Origin of the sequence: Peristeroidobacter agariperforans (assembly GCF_004138335.1) — a bacterium.
Classification (GTDB): Bacteria; Pseudomonadota; Gammaproteobacteria; order Steroidobacterales; family Steroidobacteraceae; genus Steroidobacter; species Steroidobacter agariperforans.
In genome coordinates this window covers 362,621-379,426 of the sequence record NZ_RYFW01000003.1, presented here as the reverse complement: position 1 = coordinate 379,426, position 16,806 = coordinate 362,621, and the positions used below count along the sequence as shown (strand labels likewise).

Genomic DNA, 16,806 nt, shown 5'->3' with positions numbered 1-16,806 from the left:
AGCGCACTGACGGTCAAAGCGAGCGCGCGATCTCGCCCGCGTCCGGGCATGTTTCCAGTGTCATGATTCGCTCGACCCACGAGTCGATCGTGGCAAGGCTAGGCTGCGAGCGCGCGCGCTGGCAACAGTCGCGAAATTTTTCAATGAGGGCGGCGTCCGATGCGGGACGTTGCGGGCTGCCCGACGGCTCGTCGATCTCGAGCTTCACACGCCTGCCATCCTTCAATTCCAACTCCACGGACCCGCGTAACACGTCGGGCCCCGATGCCCCCGAACGCGTGGAGTCGGCTGCAAAATGCACTCGACTCGCGAGATCGAGCACGGCCGCGTTGCTCAGCGCGTCGTCGGTGAAATCATCCAGCGTCACTGTGCCTCGATGCATCGCCGTCGCGACCGTGAACGGCAGACTGAACTTCGCGTCGATCGCCGTCGCAGGGCGCCGCTTCTGAGCGACGGGCTCTGCCAACATGAGATTGAGACGGCTGCCGGTCAGCTGCACGCTCGCGACATTGGCCGGATCGATCCGGTGATCTCGAACGAGTTGCGCCGCTGCCTCGATGTAAACGTGCGTTCCGCGGCAAGACGGCCATGGTTTGAAGGCGATGTCGTCGATTTCGAAGCGCTCACCCAAGGCCTGCGTCAATGCCTCAGGCTCATACGCTCCTCTCGCATACAAGGCGAAGAAGCCCGCGCGGCCCTCGAACGGACGATCGAATCCCTTCACTCCTTTGCGTGCCAGCAATGCTGAAGTTATCCCGAGCTGCGCCGGAAATGCGTCGCGTACGGCACGGATGTGAGAGTGCGGGCTGAACTTCAGCTCGGCACTGCAGGTCGCCTGGCAGAGCGTGAGTGAGAACGCGTCGGTCAATTGCGATGGGTTGAGCTTCAACAGCCGGCCCACGGCAGCAGTCGTTCCGAACGCAGCGATGATCGGCGGCGGATACCAGCCATGCTCATCCAGCGGCACTCGAAGTGCGAGCCCGATACGACAGGCAACGTCGCAACCGAGCACGAGCGCCGCGATCAGCTCTTTGCCATCGATGGCAGCGAAGGCTTCGCACACAGCCAACGTTGCAGGAATCGTCGGCGCATTCGGGTGCAAGAGCGCTCGATCATGCGCATCTTCGAAGTCCAACGCGTGCGCCAGGGCCCCGTTCGCGAAGGCCGCCATCGCTGCCGGCGCTCGCGCGCCCGTGGCGAATACGGTGCTCTCCGGTCGCCCACCCTGCTCCACTGCGAGCTCGACGAACGGCTGGCACACTGGCGCCAATCCAGTTGCCGCGAGCGACACACCCAACCCATCCAACAAACAACGCTTCGCCATCTCGCGAGTGTGCTGAGGGATGTTCTCGTAGCGTGTGCCCGCTACGAAGGCGGCAAGCGCTTGGGAGATCGAATCTGTCATCGGTTACTTGGCGGCGTCGGGCTGCAGCCCGTTGGATGCATCGTTGGAAGTTCGCGCGCGTGAAATCCAATGAAGAGTCGCGAGCGCGGCGATGTAGAACGCAGCGAGCGTCCACACCAGTCCGCCAAACGACCCGGTGGAATCGTGCAAGCTGCCGATCAACGGATGCGCGAAAACGCCGGAGCCACTGCCGACAACGGTGATCATTGCGAACGCTGCCGCGGCGGCACGCCCTTCCAGCAATTGCATGGCCAGCGCCCAGAACACGCCTTGCGCTCCACCGGCCCCAAGGCACGCCAGCAAGAAAGCGGCGAAGGCGAATGTGGTACTCGATCCCTGCAGCGCAGCCGAACAGAAGAATCCGAAAGTGGCAATCGCGACCGAAATCCGCAGTGGCGTCGCTCGATCTTTCACTTTGTCCGAGCTGCGACCTGCGCTCAGGCAGCCAATACTGAAAGTAATCCACGGCAAGCTGTTGAGCATGCCGACGGCAAGATTGCCGGCGCCCGACACCTGCCGGATCATCAGCGGCATCCAGATCGTCATGACATTGATCGCCAGCACCATCGTGAACAGCACGAAGCCCAGCGCCCACACCATGGGATTGAATGCAGCTTCGCGGATATTGCGCAGGGCGCTGGCGTGCTCTGACTTGTCTGCCACCTGGCTCAGTTCAGCGATCAGCCAGGCGCGTTCTTCGTCGTTGAGGAATTTCGCCTCCGCCGGCGTGTCCGGGATCGCCTTGAGGCACAGCAGCCCCATGAGCACCGACGGCACACCTTCTAGAATGAACAACGACTGCCAGCCATGTAGATTGGCCCAGTCGACGTCCAGCAGCGCCCCCGACAGCGGCGACGCCACGATCATCGAACACGGCACAGCGACGAAGCTCACGCCTACTGCGTAGCCCCGCACACGCTTGGGAAAAATGCGGCTGATGTAATAGATCATGAAGGCATGGAAGCCCGCCTCCGCCATGCCGAGCGCGAAGCGATTCACCAGGAACCAGAACTGATCCGGCACGAATGCGGTGGACGTGGATACCAACCCCCATGCGCAAGCGATGATCGCGAATCCGCGACTGGCGCCCAAACGACGCAGCAACTCGGCGTTCGGCGCTTGAAACAGCAGATAGGCCAGCGTGAACAAACCCGAGCCCCAGCCGAACACTTCGGCGCTCAGGCCTAGCGCGTCGTTCATTTGCAGCGCCGCGAATCCGATGTTGCCCCGGTCGATGGCGAAGAAGAAATACAGCAGGAACACGATGCTCGCGACGTGCAGCATCAGTTTTCGTTCAACGCGCTTCTGAATGTCCACGGCCGCTCTCCCGACTCGTCAACGACGCGCGAGCGCCTTGTGATACTGGTCGTCCGCCTCGGCAACGATGGCTTCTGCATCGGCCGGCAACAGCAGACGATCCTTCACCAGTGCCTGGGCTGCTTGCTTCACCGACTGCACATATGCGTCTCGTGAGGCATAGCGCTCCTCGATCGACAAGCGTGGATCCTTGCGCTCTGCGCGTTCTTGCCGAGTCGCAGCGAAAGGCACGTGCAGTCCGGTCGCCATGCACAGATCGCCTTCGCCGAAGCCTGGCTTGCGCACGTTCCAGCCGGCGTTGGTCGCGAGCGGCACGCTGACGAATGGATGACGAATACCACCGATCATCAATCCATCGGCATCCGCCTGCGGCACGAGCAAGGGATAGGAGCCGATGCGCTTCGGCGGCTCGTGGCTGAAGTCGTAGTAGTGCTTCGCCGAAAACGCGCCCACGTAGGGAGCCTCGTACAACTTCGGAAAGTTGTACGCAGACTTCGCCACCAACTCACCTCGCGCCACGGTGGGGTAGCGACTGGCCGGCGGCGCTTCATCGTTCGCCACCCAACGATCAAGCGCCGTGAACAGCGCTCGCGCGAACACGCTCCAATCGATCATCGCGGGCGCTGGAGCGGCACAGAATGGCGGGCTCATGCCGGGTCGGGGCGTCGACGTGTGCTCGGTGCCCGCAAACACGAACACGCGCACGTTGTCAGGCATCGTGAGATCGCGGCCGCTCGCATCGACATACGTCAGCGTGCCGCCGTGCCAGAGCTCGTTCTCGGAATCGATATGAACAATGCGAGGACAGGTACGCGTGGCCGAGCAACGACGAATGACTCCATCGGTGCGGCCACTCAGCGCGTCGCGAGTCACGGGATAGCTGAACGGAAACTCATCGCCCCGCAGTCCCCAGCTGGTGTGTTGCGCGTCCTTGAGCCCCGGCCGAGCGAACGCCGAGTTCACGGAGTTGCGACCGGCGCCGGAGATCACGATGTTGGCGCCATCGAGGACGATGCGGCCGGACTCGTCTTCGTTGAACTCCGAGACCAGCTCCTTCAGCGTGCGCCCGGTCTGGGAGGCGCCGAGGCCGATGACTTTCTTGATCGCGGACCGCAGCGGATTGCCTTCCGCATCGCCGTATCTCAGATAGGAAACGAGATCGCGCATCGATGCCAGCGCCAGTCCGTAGACCACCGGATCCTTCGCGCGGTAGACGAACTCGAACAACGCGCCGGGGCTCGTGCCCGCGGGCTTGGTCACTTCGATACGCCAGGGATCGAGATATCGCCACGCTAGACTCGCAGGCGATACGGCAGGATCCGCGTCGCGCTCGCGCATCGCCATGGTTCCCTTCTCGTTTACGTCTGCGGCCGGATACGAGAGATAGCCGACGAAGGTTCCCTCCGCGCCTACATCGAAAAACTGTTCTCTGGTCATCCCAGTGACGTCTGCGGCAACGGGCAAGCGAGCACTGAGCGCTGTCGAGCTCGGAGGACGCGGCAAGCGACTGCCCAGCGCAACAGCCATCGGCGGCGCGTCCGTTACTGGATACTCCGCCTGCCAACCGCTCATCACGACGGTAAAGCCGGCATCCATCAAGAAGCCATCGCCTGCTTCGGCCGCGGCACTGAAGCTGCCTCGGCCGGCGCCCGGCGCCACACGATTCAACAAGCCGACGCTCAATGAGCGACCGCGATTGACCATCTCATAGAGCATGCGGCCATTGCCTTTCGCCAGATCGACGGGCTTGAGGATGACCACATCGGCATCGAATGCGACCCGACCTTGAGCGTCGCGCGGCGCCTTCTGAATATTCACGAGTCCCGCATTGACTGGCGCGGCGGGATCGACCCGATGGTGAGCGACGGCGCGAATCAACTCATATGCACCGACGGAGCCAAACGTTCGCCCTGCAAATGCCGGCTCGGTGGATTTCACTTCGAGCTCGACCAGCTCAGCCCGCGCCTGCCCCGTGAACGCGAGCATCACCCCGATCGCAATCAGCGTCGCCAGCTTCATTCGTCCATCGCCTCGAGTAGCAGTTCGTCGCCAGCAACGACATATCGCGCGTTCAGTCCTTGGCTCGCCGTGTGACGCTCGAGGTACGAGCGCACCTCTTCGAACCTCGGATCGCTCGCCTTCAGGATCTCCGGCTGCGACATCGGCCCGATGAATACCGGCAGCACACTGATGCGCGCTGGCTCACCTCGCGTCAGAACGCACTTCACGATGGCGCTGTGTCGCGAGTCAGGCGGGAAGTTGTAGGTGATACCGAAGTTCGGCTGCCACTCCGGGTGCAGCTTCTGAATCTCTCGAAATCCCTTGCTGCTTGCGTGCTTCTCGTCCATGTGCAAGTCCATCGCGAAGTTGCACAAGCTGTAGAAGATGGGCTTGCCCTGGTAAACATCGACGCCTTTCAGAATGTGCGCGTGATGGCCAAGGATCACATCGGCGCCCGCATCGATCGCGGCGCGCCCGACATCGCGTTGATAATCGGCGATCACGCCGGGAATGAAGTGAACGCCCCAGTGCAGCGACACCGCAATGAAATCGACCTCCTTGCGAAGTTTGCGAATGTCGTCGGTGAGCGCTTTGAGGTCGTCGCGGTTCGGAAATGTGTGGACTCGACAGGGCGTGCCCGGCTGGTCATGCTCGACCTGCTCGTAAATTGTCCACGCGCGCATCGGCGCACAGCCCGGGCGATTCTCTTCGGCCCAGAAGCCCATCGGCAGAATGGAGCTGTATGCGAGAAAGGCGACACGACGGCCCTTCACCTCGCTAATGACCGGCTTGCGCGCTTCGGCGATGTTCGCGCCGACACCGACGACGCTGAGCCCGCTCTCACGCAAGGCCTGCACGGTGTCGAACATCGCGTCGGCGCCCCAGTCCATGCAGTGATTCCCGGCCATGGACGCTACGGTGAAGCCCGCTCTTCGAAGTGCTGGTGCTGCGGCCTTCGGGCTGCGATCCGTGTGCCTCACCTGCGGCAAACGCGCGCCGCGTTCTGAAATCGGCAGCTCGAGCTGCATGAACGCAACGTCGGCCCGCTGCAATGTCGGCCGCACGTAATCGAACAGCGTGTCCGGATCGGGTCGGCTCGGGCCGATGTCGCCGACGGCATAGATCAGCACATCGTCCGACTTCACTACGGCGCTACACATGCAAAGTTCTCGGCGTCATCGATGCTGCCTGCACCTTTGTAGCGCGCCACCTTCGGATAGGGACACAGCGGGCGCGAACGCTCGACCTTGCCGGCCTTCACGTTGCTCGCGACGATGCGCTCGGGCGCAGTCCCTTGTTCCACCCATCGCTCGAGCGCCATCAACACATCGTGCTGGGCATCCAGTACCGGCGGATCGCCCGCGTTACCAAAGCTGTTCGGGCCCGGTCCGCCGCGGCAGTGATACATGCCGGGCACCATGAACATGCGGAAGAAGCCATCGGCCTTCTGCTCGCCCACTTTGCGCCGCACCGCTTCGTAGTAATTGATGCTGTTGTAGGGGGACGGCCCCGAATCGTCCCAGCCGTGATACAGAATCAAGCGCGCGTTGCGCTTTGCGAACGGAGTCAGATCGACGTTATCGGATATCAGCGCCTTCAAGCGCTCGCGCGCGATGGGCAGGTCACGTTCCAGAACGAACGACGCCGGATCCCAGCTCTTGTCCTGAAACACCGCGTATCGATACATGTCGGCGCCGAGCTTGCCTCGACGCTCCAGCTCCGACGCCGGCAGTAAGGTGCCGATCGCAGGCGGCGGATAAATCTCCTTGCCGGTGGCGTCTGTCAACGGCGAGAACAAACCGCGCAGATTCTCCACTTGCGCCTTGCTCAAGCATTGCCCCTGCTCCGCGCCGGTACACGCCAGGGAGGCAAAATCAAACTTGCACGAAGGCGGATGCTCGATGAGCCCGTCCTCGGCGCCATCATTCTTGTCGCAAGAGGCGACCATGCGCGCGACCGCAAACTCCATATCCTGCTGTGTCAGTCGCCCCGGAGCCGTAGCCCCGTTTGCACGGCCACTGAGCATCACGTACGTCGACATGTCGGGAAAGCTCGTGCCAGGCGCGCCGGAGACGATGCCGTCGTAGTCTTCGGGATACCTCTGCGCGGCTGTCAGCCCTTGCTGGCCGCCATTCGAACATCCCATGAAATACGAATAGCGCGCAGGCCGCGTGTAGTACGTCTTGAGAATCTGCTTGGTCGCGGCCGCGGTGAGATGTTGTGCGCGCCCGCCATAGTCTTCGATCCGCTGCGGATGACCCAGAGCCCACGATGCGTCCATCGGGCCGCCCTTGTGCCCTGTATCTGTCGAAGCCGTCGCGTAGCCGCGCTTGAGCCCGTGCGCGAGCGAGCTGAAGTTGATGAAGCCCGCATAGCCGCCGTTACCCACACCGAGATGCTTGCCATTCCAACGCGACGGCGCCGGCAACCACAGTTCGAACTCGATCTCCGTCTCGATACGCCCTTGCACGCGACAGAAGGGATCACTGACGGCGACCGCGCCGCGCGTGAGCGTGTCGTTCTCTACAGTCCACGTCGGCGCTGGCTCGATGAATGTCGCGGTGAGCTTCGTATCCTTCAACGCCAGCGCCTGCAGCGCCGAGCACGACTGATCGTCCGCATGCGCGCCACTCATTGTGACGACTGAGATCAGCAGCGCTGCAACCGATTGCTTCATGCCCACCCCCACTGCAAACATTTCTCGCCTCTCCATAAGTAAACAGAGATGGCTTCATAAGCACTTCATATGGCTCGACGCCACAAGCGTCGCGGCGGCGACGATTGTTTTCTTCGGCATTCACTTCGTCAAGACAACAGAGACAAAATAAATTTCTTTGTGCTATTACTTCTCGCGCTCGAAACGAACACACAACGATGAAATGGGGGATACATGCCGAGCCACGCTGTTTCTTTACGTCGCGCACTTCGTCACGCACTCGGCCTGGCGTTCACTGCAGTCTCGCTCGGCACACCGCACGCGTTCGCGCAGGATCAGACCGCGAGCAGCGAAGGCTTGAATGAAGTTGTCGTCACAGGCAGTCGCATTCGCGGCGTGGAGCCGACCGGATCGGCCGTCATCGCCTTGGATCGCGATGTCATCGTCGAAACCGGCGCGCCGACGACGAGCGATCTGATCAGAAAGCTTCCGCAGATCGTCGGCCTCGGTGCCTCCGAAACGGCGTCAGGCGCGCAGAACGGCGCGGCGAACGCAACTCGCGGTGTCGCTGTGAACTTGCGTGGCATCGGGTCGAATGCAACGCTGCTCCTGCTCGGCGGACGACGCATGCCGCCGGCCGGAACGCAAGGCCAGTTCACAGATGCGTCAGTCATTCCATCGATTGCGGTCGAGCGCCTCGAAGTCGTTGCGGACGGCGGTTCCGCAATCTATGGCTCGGATGCGGTGACCGGCGTTGTGAACCTCGTGCCGAGACGCGATTTCGACGGCGCGGAAAGTTGGGCACGCTACGGCGCGGCCGACGGCTACTACGATTGGTCCGTCGCGCAGATTGGCGGTTTCGATTGGAGCACGGGCCATGCGATGGCGGCCATCGAGCACACCTATCACAGCGCACTCGAAGGCAAAGACAGGGATTTCTACACTTCCGACCTGCGACGCTTCGGTGGCGACGATCTGCGCTCGCAACAGTGTGCCCCTGGCACCATTGTGGTCGGCGGTGTTCCTTACGCGATTCCTGCGAACTCGACGGGCACGGGCCTGACACCGGCCTCGTTCACAGCTAACACGCGAAATCTCTGCGACAACCTGAAGCGCGGCGACATCATTCCCGATTTGAGACGGACCAGCGCGTTCGTCGCAGTCACGCAGGACCTGGGCGATGCAGTTACCTTGTTCGCCGAGGGTTATTTCTCGCAACGCAGCTTTTCTTTGCGGGACTCACAGGTCGTCTCCAATCTCACGGTGACGCGCGCCAACCCGTACTACGTCAATCCTACCGGCGGCACCGGACCGATCACCGTTCAATATGACTTCGCCAACGACGGCGGCATTCCTGAGAATCCCGGTGAGGCAGAGTCGTGGCAAGCCGTGTTCGGCGCGCGCTTCAATCTTTCCACCACCTGGCAAGTGGAAACTTACGTCGCGCATGGCAAGAGCGAAGACTTCGTGCGCCGGACGCAAAATCTGAACACCACGCCCGGCGGCATCAACGCTGCGCTCGCTATTACCGATCCTGCGCTGGCGTTCAATCCCTTTGGCGGTGGCGGCATTTCCAATCCCGCTACGGTCGCCGCCATCCGCAATGGCATGTTCATCATCCAGGGCGACACCGACATGACAGTGGCAGCGGTGCAAGCCGATGGTCCCGTGTGGTCGTTGCCCGGTGGCGATGTGCGCCTTGCTTTGGGCGGCGAGTATCGAGACGAGGGGTTGAACGGCCTTCTCACGCAAGGCTCCGCGGTAGCGCCTGTGTACGTGCCGAGCAAAATTTCTCGAGACGTGAGCGCCGTGTTCGCCGAAGCCTATGTGCCGATCATCGGCGCCAACTCCAACACTGGACAGGAACTGGGTGTCTCGCTCGCCGGGCGCTACGAGGAGTACAGCGACTTCGGCGACACCTTCAATCCAAAAGTCGGCGTGACGTGGCGCCCGTTCGCTGATATCGCTGTCCGCGGCAGCTGGGGCACCTCCTTCCGCGCCCCCGGCCTCGCCGAAAACGATCCGCGCTCCGGCGGCTACGGTTTATATGGCGATACCCTGCCCTGCAATCACCGTCCTCCTGCAACAACCTGCCAAGGCATCGGCATCGCGGGTGGCAATCCCGATGTGAAACCTGAAGAGGCGACGACGTGGTCCACCGGCTTCGAGTACACGCCACAGGCACTGCCTAACCTGCGCGCGTCTCTTACTTACTTCAGCATCGAATACGAGAATCAAATCATTGGTCTTCGCGGCAGCGCCGGTTTGCTGACCAATCCCATCTACGCGCCCTATCGCACTCTGAATCCCACGGCGGAACAAGTGGCCGCGCTACTTGGGTCAGGTTTGCCAATCAACTCGTCCATCAATCCGGCGACCGTGACTTATATCCAGGACGGCCGTCGCCAAAACCTGGGCGAAACCATCGCGAAAGGCATCGATGCGGCCCTCAACTACGACTGGGACCTGGCCGGCGGCCAGCTGAGCGCGGGCTTCAACGGTTCGTACTTCACAAAGCTAACCACGTCCCAGGCGCCCGGCGCGCCTCAAGTCGACGTCCTCAGTACCCTCAACTTCCCCCAACGCTTCCGCGGCCGCGCAGAACTTGGCTGGCGGCGGAATGAGTTCAGCGCGCTGGCGTTTGTTAACTATGTGAGCTCGTACGATCAGGTTGGGGTCGCGGTGCCTCGAACCATCGATGCGTATAAGACGGTGGATTTGCACTTTGGATATGAGCTGTCGCAGTGGTCCGAGGGGCTGTCGGTTGCACTGGACGTGCAGAATGTTGCGGATGAGGATCCGCCGTTTGTGAATATCTCAGGTGGGTACGACCCGCAGTCGACGAGCCCGATCGGAAGATTGTTTGCGGTGAGTGTTCGCAAGGACTGGTGAGGAAGAAGAGAGGTTTGCATGGAAGGAGACCGAAGCAGAGCCGAGCGCCGCGCCCACCATCTCTTTTCTTGGAGCGTGACGCTACTACCGCCACATCGGCGGCTGTCGGGTAGGGGGTGTCTCCTCCCGGCAGACGCGAGCCACAGTTCCTCTTCGTCCCGACCACACACAAGCCGCAGTTCGCAACGCCCAAATTCCGCCTCTTGAGCAGGCCCTCATGACCACTAAACATCTGATCCTTGCAATCTGCCTCCTCTCCGCAGCCGCAGCGGCCAGCGAAACGGCGAGCGTAAAAAACATAGAGGCCGACTTGATCGGCAAGCCGCCGTCAGGCGAGTACGGCGTCGTCATCGAGCAGGATGCGTCACTGGCGACGCACACCATCTACCGCCCCGCCAAACTCGGCGCCATCAAACATCCCGTCATGGCGTGGGCCAACGGCGCCTGTAAGAAATCCGGTTTGCTGTTCGCCGAGTTTCTCGCCGAGATCGCCTCGCACGGCGTCGTGATCATCGCCGACGGCCCGCCCATTCTCGAAAAGCGCGTTCCGCCCGAGCAGCGTCGGGAACCCACTCCTCGACCCAGCCCCAGCTCACTGAAGCTCGACGGCACTCCTCTCATCGCCGCGCTCGACTGGGTCGAAGCTCGCAACAAAGAACAGGGCAGTCGTTATTTCGACAAGATCGACATGAGCAAAGTCGCGGTCATGGGCATGTCCTGCGGCGGCCTCATGGCCTACGGCGCGTCCAGCGACAAACGTGTCACCACGGTCGGCATCTGGAACAGCGGCTTGCTCGAGCCCAACGCTCCCATCCTCGCCTCGCTTCACAGCTCCGTGCTGATCGTCACTGGAGGTCCTCAAGACGTCGCACATCCCAACGGACTGCGTGACTTCGAAACGCTGCCCGCCGCGATCCCCGTCTTCCATGCCGTGCGCCCGGCGATCGGCCACCATGGCACCTATTCCGAAGACAACGGCGGCCCGTTCGGCGAAGTCGCGGTGGCGTGGATCCGATGGCAATTGCTCGGTGACGAATCGCAGGCCAGCAAGGGAATGTTCGTCGGCGAGCGTTGCTCGCTGTGCGTAAACGCCGATTGGAAAGTCCAACGACGTGGCCTCGAATGAAATAAGAATACTGACGGCGTCCCAACAGACGCCAACTGGCGCACCAAAGTCACCGCCAATATAGGTAAGTCCGCCCTATCAGGCTGCAATGCGAGGGTTCTATCGTCGGCGCTCCACCTCAGGAGAACCCCCATGACAACCTGTCCGCGTCCATTACTCTTCGCCGCACTTCTGGGTCTTCCGCTGCTGGTCTCTGCGGCCGACCCGGCCGCAACCGATAGTGCGGAGCGCGCTTTGACCAGCAGGGGCTCCGCGCCGCTCGTCGAAAAGGTGAGACGCGCCACGACGGAGTTCAAGAACCTGAGCGTCGCACTCAACGAAGGCTGGGTGGCGGCAACACCTTGCGTCAGCGGCCCGACCGCAGGGGCAATGGGAGTGCACTTTGTACTACCCGCTCGCGTCGGGGACGGAGAGGTCGATGGCGACGAGCCCGAAGCGCTGATCTACGAGCCGCTGGCGAGCGGCGAGATGCGTCTGGTGGGTGTGGAATTCATCGTGATCGCCGACGATTGGGCTAGCAAACATCCGGACGGCGCCGCACCGTCGGTCGACGGCCATCTGATGCATTTCGTGGGCGAACCCAATCGTTACGGGCTGCCCGCCTTTTACGAACTGCACGTGTGGGCGTGGGAGCGCAACCCCGACGGTTATTTCTCCGATTGGAACAAGCTCGTGACTTGTAACAAGCAGACCGCGGACTAAGCCTTATCCGCGCCGATGCGGACCAACGCTTTGCCAAGATGCTGGCCGCGCACCATGCGCTCGAACTGCGCAGGTGCGCTGGCCAGGCCGTCGGAAATGTCATCGACTTGAACGAGCTTGCCCTCGCGCAACCAACGCGAGCCGAGCCGCACCCATTCGGGAAGGCGATTGAAATAGTCGTAGACGACCATGCCCATGACCGTCGCACGCTTGCCCATCACCGGCCCGAGCGGATAGGCAGCGGGCGGCCCATCCGAGTGGTAATGATCGGCGAGGCCGCAAAGAACGACACGCCCATACAAACGCAGCAACGGAAACGCCTTCTCATAAACCGCGAGTCCGACGTTCTCGAAATGAATGGTCGAACCTTCGCCGACGGCTTGCTTGAGCGCCGCCGCCCAATTCTCGGTGCGATAGTCGATGCAGGCATCGAACCCGTAGCGTTGCGTGACGAGCGCGCATTTCTCCGGCCCACCAGCTATGCCGATGGCGCGTCCACCCAACGCACGCACGATCTGCCCTGCCACGCCGCCGACAGTCCCAGCAGCGGCATCGACAGTGAGCACATCACCCTCTTTGGCTTTCGCCAGTTGTGTGATGCCCACCCAAGCCGACAGCCCGGGCATGCCGAGCACACCGAGATGTGCCGTTAGCGGCAGTGTCGGATCAACTTTCCGAGCGCCACTCGCAGGAATCGCAGCGATGTTCGTCCAGCCGGTCTCCGCGACGACATAGTCGCCACGCGCAAAGTCCGGATGATCCGAATCGAGCACTTCAGCCACTGCCCAGCCCGGCAGAGAAGCCCCCGGCGCAGGCGCAGGTTCCCCCATGTGCTTGCCACGCATGCGAGAGCCGAGATACGGATCGAGCGACAACGCAATGACTCGTACACGCAACCCATCGCGTGGCGCTGCTGCCGGCACGGGCCGTTCGACCAACGCGAGGTCCGCTGCAACCGGACGGGCTTGCGGCGAGTGACGAAGTACGACTTCCTGATTCCCGGCTGACATGGCTGACCTTCGTTGTAAGTCTCGTACTAGCGACCGATCTCGAGCAACTCGAGCAGTTCCCCTGCGGGCCCTCGAACCGTCGCTGCACGACGCCCGCCATACACGGGCCCCGAGCGGCGCACGGGCGCTTCGATATATTCCAGCGGCAGCGCGTCCAAGTCGTTCACCGCGAGCGTCACCAAGGCGTTCGCCGGCGGCAGCGTGCCCTCCGGTCCCGATCGAACCGTCGCGCTTTCGGGATAGTCATCGACTTCGACGATCGGCAGCCGCCCCTTCTGCACCATCGTGATGGTGCTGCGATGATCCTTCGGCAGACCGAAGGCATTGTTGATCATCGAGTATGCGAGCGTGTAACTGCTGCCCACGTCCAGCTGCAGCAAGTGCTCGTACCACTGCACCGTCGCTTCGCGGTTCGGCGTCGCGAGAATGACGATGAATATGTGATCGGTGAGCGAGTTGGCCTTCGGCAGATCCGAAGTCGGCGTGTTCTCCGCGACTTCATTCAGATAAATCATCTCGCGGCCGCGCCCTAGCACCTGCATCGGGATGAAGTATGGCAAGCCCTCGAGCGCTTTCGGCGGACCGACCACATCGAAGCCGCTGCCTTGCAATCGTCCAGGCCAGCCGAAGACATCCTGTACGGTCAGCTCGTAGGCCGCCCAACCGTAAGTGCGCGTCGGGCGAAAATCCGCCGGCAACGGCGCTTCGACCAGACGAATGAAACAATGCGCCCCGCTCTTCGGTTGCAGCGTTGCGGTTTTTGCGCCGGCGCTGCGTGGGCAACCCCAGCTCGCCGCGAGATCCGCCGTAAGCGGCCCGTGATCTACCAGCTCGAGCCCCAAGCGCTCGTGATAATCGGCCAGGGCGGCGTTGAGATCCGGTGTGGTGACGACGCCGCCGACGATGCGGCCGTGAGTCAAATAGTTGCTCATTTGAACTGTGCTTTACGCTTGGCAAGGAACGCCGCGACGCCTTCAGCAAAGTCCTCGCTGCCGAACGCGGCCGAAAACATTTGCTGGGTGGACGCGTCGTCATCCGGCTGGCCATCCAGAATTCGTCGGATGATGCTCTTGATCGCGCGGATCGCTTGCGGCGAGTTACTCGCAATCACCTCGGCAAGCTGGTTCGCTTCGCTCGCGGCGTCCTCGCTAAGAAGCTCCACCAACCCGATCCGATGCGCCTCGGCGCCATCGAGCAACTGACCAGAGAACAGCATGCGCTTGGCCTGCCCCGGCCCCACCAGATCGACCAGCAGCTTCGTATCGTGCAGCGAGTACACCAATCCCAGCTTCGCGGGCGTGATACCAAACCGCGCACGCGGACTGGCGACACGAATGTCACATGCGATGGCAAGCCCACAGCCACCGCCGACGCAATCGCCGTCGATGAGAGCAATCACCGGCTTCGGCGCGCGCGCCAGCTCGGACTGAACTCTGCGAATCGCCGCCTGATTCATCTTCTGCCACGCCGGATCGAGCGCCCCCGTCGCGAACTCGGAAATGTCGGCGCCGGCGGAGAACACGCCATCGACCGCTGACTGCAGGATCACGACCTTGATGGCTGCGTCCTTCATCGCGTCATCGAGTAACGATGAAAACAAATCCCACATCGCCTGCGTGATCGCATTGCGCTTCGCAGCTCGGTCAATCACCAGCCGCGCAATCGCGCCCTGCTTTTCGAGGCGGACCGTCACGGCGGGCTCACCTTGGCAAAGTGCCTGGCGATCTCGTGCCGCGTAGTGATCCACACGTCGCGTTTTGCCGTTGCATATTTCAGGAATTCTTCGAACGCCCAGATGCGACCGGGACGGCCGATGATGCGCAGGTGCAAGCCGAGCGACATCATCTTCGGGAAGCCGGCTTCGCCTTCGCGATACAGCTGGTCGAAGCACTGCCTTGCATATTCCAGCCACTGCGTCGGCGTCATGGCCGGGTCGATCCACATTTTCATATCGTTGGTATCGAGCTGATACGGCACGATCGCGATCGGCTTGCCCGGCACGGTGGTGCGATCCCAGAACGGCACGTCGCCGGAGTAGTCGTCCATGTGATAGCTGAAGCCTTCCTCGATCAGCAGGCGTCGAGTGTTGTCCGTGTGCAAATAGCGGCTGAGCCAGCCCATCGGACGCACGCCCACGGTCTTCTGAATCGAAGCCACGGCTTTGCGGATGAACTCACGCTCGTCGGCTTCATTCATTTTGAACTGATGGATCCAGCGCCAGCCGTGGCTGACCGGCTCATGGCCGAGCTCGGCGATGGCCTTTGCAATCTCGGGATGGTTCTCGAGGCTGAGCGCCGCGACCGTCCAGCTCGCCTTCACGCCATAGTCGCGCAACAGTTTGACTATGCGCGGCGCGCCGGCCTTGATGCCGTACAGATAATTCGATTCGTTGCCGTAGTTTCGAATGGGCATCTTGAGATGAATGCCCAACTCGTCGACCGGCTCCATGCCTTTGTCGCCGCGGGCGACCGTCATCTCCGAGCCTTCTTCGACGTTGACGACGATCGACAGCGCCAGCTTGGCGCCATTCGGCCACCCGATGCGTTCTTCCTGCATCAGTGCATCTCCTCGCCGCCGGAAACATTGAGCGCTTCGCCCGTCACATACACTGCATCGTCGGAAGCGAGCCACGCGCAAGCAGCGGCGGTGTCGCTCGCGAATCCAGGCCGGCCGAGCGGGTTCTTGCGCTTCATGTTCTCGATGTAGGCTTCGACGGTCGGAAAGCCCAGCAGCTTCGAGAAATACTCGTTCTGTTTGGCGCCGAGGCCGGTCGTCACATGGTTCGGACACACCGCGTTGACGGTAACGCCATGCGCGCCGAGCTCGATCGCGGTGGATCGAGTCAAACCGACCATGCCGTGCTTCGAGCTGGTGTACGGCGCCATGTGAGGAAAGCCGGACTTCGCGGCCTGGCTCGCGATATTGATGATGCGTCCGCCCCGCCCCTGCTTGATCATCACGCGCGCGGCGGCCTTCGTGCCGAAGAACGCGCCCGAGAGGTTGACGCCAAGCACCGCGTCCCATTCGCTCGCAGTTGTTTCCAACAGCGGTTTCATGATGTAGCCGATGCCCGCGTTGTTCACCCAGATGTCGAGCGAACCGAAGGCTTCCACCGCCTTCTGCGCCAAGGCTTCGCAACTCTGCTCGGAACGCACGTCACACGGAATGGTGACGACTTTCGCGCCGCGCTGACGCAGCTCGGTCGCGATCTTTTCCATCTCCGCCGTCGTGCCGATGTCGCCTGCTCCCATGTGCTGAGCCGGCGCACCCAGGTCGGAGACGACGCAGTTCGCGCCCTCGTCGGCGAAGCGTTGCAGGATGGCCTGGCCGAGGCCTTTGTCGCGACCGGAGCCGGTCACGACCACGGTTTTGTTTTCGAAGCGCCGCATCAGATTGCCTGCGTCAGAATGAATTGAGGATTGTCCGCAAACTGTTGGAATTCAGCGGCGACCTTCTGCACGGCCTCGCTCCCCACGTCCGCGCCGAATGCATTCATATCCGGGACGTCGATCACCTCTATATAAGAGTACGGCGGCTTCGCATCGGCGCCGAGCAGCCCGGTCGCGCGGTACACCTGAAAGTCCGCAACCGATTTCAATGCACGCACGCCCGGGATATCCGTGGTCCGCGCCCACTTCTCATAAGCCGCCGCGTCCGCGCCGGGCTTGAGATTGAATAGAACGACGATTCGCATGGG

14 protein-coding genes are annotated in these 16,806 nt (G+C 62.1%); 3 read left to right on the top strand and 11 right to left on the bottom strand.

The window, feature by feature from the left end; all coding sequences use genetic code 11:
* Nucleotides 1-13 precede the first annotated feature (13 nt).
* From EK373_RS23835 to EK373_RS23815, 5 genes are read right to left on the bottom strand one after another with little or no spacing between them, the layout of a single operon-like run.
* A complete protein-coding gene (locus tag EK373_RS23835) occupies nt 14-1,405 on the bottom strand; it encodes an MmgE/PrpD family protein (protein WP_129646639.1) in 1,392 nt (463 codons plus the stop codon).
* Between the two features lie 3 nt (nt 1,406-1,408).
* On the bottom strand, nt 1,409-2,722 hold the full coding sequence (locus EK373_RS23830) for an MFS transporter (RefSeq protein ID WP_129646637.1): 1,314 nt from the start codon (nt 2,720-2,722) through the stop codon (nt 1,409-1,411).
* 18 nt (nt 2,723-2,740) lie between these two features.
* Nucleotides 2,741-4,741 carry an alpha/beta hydrolase domain-containing protein gene (locus EK373_RS23825; protein ID WP_129646635.1) on the bottom strand — a complete coding sequence of 667 codons (2,001 nt, stop codon included), beginning with the start codon at nt 4,739-4,741 and terminating at the stop codon, nt 2,741-2,743.
* The gene (locus tag EK373_RS23820) at nt 4,738-5,883 is read right to left on the bottom strand and encodes a CapA family protein (protein WP_129646633.1); all 1,146 of its coding nucleotides are present in this window, start codon (nt 5,881-5,883) and stop codon (nt 4,738-4,740) included. The genes EK373_RS23825 and EK373_RS23820 overlap by 4 nt, the downstream gene beginning before the upstream one ends.
* Nucleotides 5,868-7,400: a tannase/feruloyl esterase family alpha/beta hydrolase gene (locus tag EK373_RS23815; RefSeq protein ID WP_157994509.1), complete on the bottom strand. Its 1,533-nt coding sequence runs from the start codon at nt 7,398-7,400 to the stop codon at nt 5,868-5,870. Before EK373_RS23815 ends, EK373_RS23820 begins: the two co-directional genes overlap by 16 nt.
* Before the next feature lie 213 nt (nt 7,401-7,613).
* Here EK373_RS23815 and EK373_RS23810 point away from each other — a divergent pair, with 213 nt between their 5' ends.
* The 3 genes from EK373_RS23810 (at nt 7,614) to EK373_RS23800 (ending at nt 12,099) form a co-directional block, all read left to right on the top strand.
* The gene (locus EK373_RS23810; RefSeq protein WP_129646629.1) at nt 7,614-10,271 is read left to right on the top strand and encodes a TonB-dependent receptor plug domain-containing protein; all 2,658 of its coding nucleotides are present in this window, start codon (nt 7,614-7,616) and stop codon (nt 10,269-10,271) included.
* A 217-nt stretch (nt 10,272-10,488) separates the two neighbouring features.
* The gene (locus EK373_RS23805; RefSeq protein WP_129646627.1) at nt 10,489-11,397 is read left to right on the top strand and encodes an alpha/beta hydrolase; all 909 of its coding nucleotides are present in this window, start codon (nt 10,489-10,491) and stop codon (nt 11,395-11,397) included.
* Between the two features lie 132 nt (nt 11,398-11,529).
* Nucleotides 11,530-12,099, top strand: coding sequence for a hypothetical protein (locus EK373_RS23800; RefSeq protein WP_129646625.1), 570 nt, complete (start codon nt 11,530-11,532; stop codon nt 12,097-12,099).
* Here EK373_RS23800 and EK373_RS23795 read toward each other — a convergent pair.
* From EK373_RS23795 to EK373_RS23770, 6 genes are read right to left on the bottom strand one after another with little or no spacing between them, the layout of a single operon-like run.
* Nucleotides 12,096-13,109, bottom strand: a complete 1,014-nt coding sequence (locus tag EK373_RS23795) for a zinc-binding dehydrogenase (RefSeq protein WP_129646623.1) — start codon at nt 13,107-13,109, stop codon at nt 12,096-12,098. The two genes, EK373_RS23800 and EK373_RS23795, sit on opposite strands and share 4 nt — an antisense overlap.
* Before the next feature lie 26 nt (nt 13,110-13,135).
* Entirely contained in the window at nt 13,136-14,041 is a 906-nt protein-coding gene (locus EK373_RS23790; protein ID WP_129646621.1) for a VOC family protein, read from the bottom strand.
* On the bottom strand, nt 14,038-14,802 hold the full coding sequence (locus tag EK373_RS23785; protein ID WP_129646619.1) for an enoyl-CoA hydratase/isomerase family protein: 765 nt from the start codon (nt 14,800-14,802) through the stop codon (nt 14,038-14,040). The genes EK373_RS23790 and EK373_RS23785 overlap by 4 nt, the downstream gene beginning before the upstream one ends.
* Nucleotides 14,799-15,665, bottom strand: a complete 867-nt coding sequence (locus EK373_RS23780) for a polysaccharide deacetylase family protein (RefSeq protein WP_129646618.1) — start codon at nt 15,663-15,665, stop codon at nt 14,799-14,801. Before EK373_RS23780 ends, EK373_RS23785 begins: the two co-directional genes overlap by 4 nt.
* Entirely contained in the window at nt 15,665-16,498 is an 834-nt protein-coding gene (locus EK373_RS23775; protein ID WP_129646616.1) for an SDR family NAD(P)-dependent oxidoreductase, read from the bottom strand. Before EK373_RS23775 ends, EK373_RS23780 begins: the two co-directional genes overlap by 1 nt.
* On the bottom strand, nt 16,498-16,803 hold the full coding sequence (locus tag EK373_RS23770) for an REDY-like protein HapK (RefSeq protein WP_129646614.1): 306 nt from the start codon (nt 16,801-16,803) through the stop codon (nt 16,498-16,500). Before EK373_RS23770 ends, EK373_RS23775 begins: the two co-directional genes overlap by 1 nt.
* Nucleotides 16,804-16,806: the final 3 nt, after the last annotated feature.

Bases quoted from the DNA above. Each gene is read 5' to 3' on its own strand.
- EK373_RS23835 (WP_129646639.1), bottom strand. From the start codon at position 1,405: ATGACAGATTCGATCTCCCAAGCGCTTGCCGCCTTCGTAGCGGGCACA.
- EK373_RS23825 (WP_129646635.1), bottom strand. From the start codon at position 4,741: ATGAAGCTGGCGACGCTGATTGCGATCGGGGTGATGCTCGCGTTCACG.
- EK373_RS23820 (WP_129646633.1), bottom strand. From the start codon at position 5,883: ATGTGTAGCGCCGTAGTGAAGTCGGACGATGTGCTGATCTATGCCGTC.
- EK373_RS23815 (WP_157994509.1), bottom strand. From the start codon at position 7,400: ATGAAGCAATCGGTTGCAGCGCTGCTGATCTCAGTCGTCACAATGAGT.
- EK373_RS23810 (WP_129646629.1), top strand. From the start codon at position 7,614: ATGCCGAGCCACGCTGTTTCTTTACGTCGCGCACTTCGTCACGCACTC.
- EK373_RS23805 (WP_129646627.1), top strand. From the start codon at position 10,489: ATGACCACTAAACATCTGATCCTTGCAATCTGCCTCCTCTCCGCAGCC.
- EK373_RS23800 (WP_129646625.1), top strand. From the start codon at position 11,530: ATGACAACCTGTCCGCGTCCATTACTCTTCGCCGCACTTCTGGGTCTT.
- EK373_RS23795 (WP_129646623.1), bottom strand. From the start codon at position 13,109: ATGTCAGCCGGGAATCAGGAAGTCGTACTTCGTCACTCGCCGCAAGCC.
- EK373_RS23790 (WP_129646621.1), bottom strand. From the start codon at position 14,041: ATGAGCAACTATTTGACTCACGGCCGCATCGTCGGCGGCGTCGTCACC.
- EK373_RS23780 (WP_129646618.1), bottom strand. From the start codon at position 15,665: ATGCAGGAAGAACGCATCGGGTGGCCGAATGGCGCCAAGCTGGCGCTG.
- EK373_RS23775 (WP_129646616.1), bottom strand. From the start codon at position 16,498: ATGCGGCGCTTCGAAAACAAAACCGTGGTCGTGACCGGCTCCGGTCGC.
- EK373_RS23770 (WP_129646614.1), bottom strand. From the start codon at position 16,803: ATGCGAATCGTCGTTCTATTCAATCTCAAGCCCGGCGCGGACGCGGCG.